Consider the following 1,573-nt stretch of genomic DNA (forward strand, 5'->3'; position numbering starts at 1 on the left):
ACTTCCTGGCTCAATGCTGGGTCAGGCTGCACTTGCGCTTTACCTTCATCAGCAGCCTCTTTAGACGCTTTCTCTACTGGAACAGCAGGTGGGGGCGTAGGCTTAGTCTCCATGAGGGCTGCAACTTGATATACCAAGTCATATTTCGTATTTAGGCCAAACAACAGCCCACCAATAGCTAGCCCCAGGGACAGAAAAAGTACTGGTCTGAGGGAAAAGCTAAAGCGACCACCAGCCTCTGGTCCAGAAACATCTCCACCCACTTTTTCCGTTAACAACTCCTGCCACTCTAATCGCTCGGTGATGGCTGGATCGCGTGATCCAGCAAGAACCTCATCTTGCGCAGATGTAGGATTTAACTCTGCTGGAGCTACTTCAGTTCTAGCCAAGTCCTCCGCTTCAGGCGTTGCACCCTCAAGACCCTCAACAGGCTCAGCAGGGGGCTGCGGAAATGACAAATAATCAGACTCAGTGAGATTCAGAAAACTACCCACCCGTTTTGCTGCACTGATCTTCAAGGGGAAGCTGTAGAAAGAGCTCATGCCACCCTCCTCCAGCTCCAAAATCATTTTGGCAGACAAGCAACATAAGTTCGCCAACTCCACGCGCTCGAGCTTGCGAGCCTCCCTGGCTGCTTTTAGCCTGGCTCCAATCACATCTGGCAAGGGGTTGTTTTTTACTGGCGACATGCCATTTTCCTCAATTTACTTCGCCGCAAAAATACAAGCAGGAGTAAAGATTGGGTGATCCTATCTCCATATTGTTTTATTTATGTATAGATACTAGCAAATTGGCCTATTGATAGTAAGCAATTTAGGCTCAAAAAACCCTTCAAAATTGATCCAAAATGTTAAAATCACCCTCAATTAAGGGTAATACCCCAAGAAAATAGAGGATTAATAGCAAAAAATGCAGCTCATCTGGATTTCTGGGTCTACATCGACCATGAAGCAAGTCAAGATAACCGGTAGAACGGCGATCAAGATCGCCTTTTTATCCTTTAGCGCATTTATTCTTTTTGGCATTGGCATTCACTTCTTAGGGTTTAGGGTGGCCATTCGATTTAGCCCTGAAATGACCAAGGAAATGGGAGGTGTCATTACGCGCAAGGAAATGGATGAGGTTGAAGCCCACTATCGCGAGAATCTCCAGGCACTTCAAAAACAAATCCCCCATATTGAAAGCAAAATTAACTCACTGAAAGAGTTAAAAGAGCAGTTTTCAGAGCTATCCACCCCTACCACCGGGAAAAAACCGGCCCCAATGTAGGGCAAGCCAGTAGCACAGCTGCCCATAAAACTCTTTAATTGCTATATGATCAATCCATATTTATTACCTCAGGAAACTTACTATGACCGATAACAATCCAAAAGGCTCCCTTTTTGTTGGTGAGGGCGTTATTGTCAAGGGCACCTTTGAAGTACCAGAAATGGCAGTTGTTGCAGGTCTAGTTGAAGGCGAACTCAATACCAAAGAAGTACTAGTTGATACTTCCGGAATTGTGAATGGTCGCATCAATGCTGAAGTGGTTGAAATTCGTGGCGAAGTGACGCAAGGTCTCCATGTGACCAAT

The 1,573-nt window shown here is 45.8% G+C and carries 3 protein-coding genes; 2 read left to right on the top strand and 1 reads right to left on the bottom strand.

The annotated features are described in order from the left end of the window. A partial coding sequence (locus B7Y67_RS17545; RefSeq protein ID WP_293599730.1) for a helix-turn-helix transcriptional regulator occupies nt 1-689 on the bottom strand: 689 nt, incomplete at its 3' end. A 220-nt stretch (nt 690-909) separates the two neighbouring features. On the opposite strand from B7Y67_RS17545, the gene B7Y67_RS17550 reads away from it, so the two are divergent. After that, entirely contained in the window at nt 910-1,269 is a 360-nt protein-coding gene (locus B7Y67_RS17550) for a hypothetical protein (protein ID WP_293599731.1), read from the top strand. 82 nt (nt 1,270-1,351) lie between these two features. Further along, on the top strand, nt 1,352-1,573 hold a 222-nt coding region (locus B7Y67_RS17555), incomplete at its 3' end, for a polymer-forming cytoskeletal protein (protein ID WP_293599732.1).

The sequence above is a fragment of the Polynucleobacter sp. 35-46-11 genome, assembly GCF_002281105.1.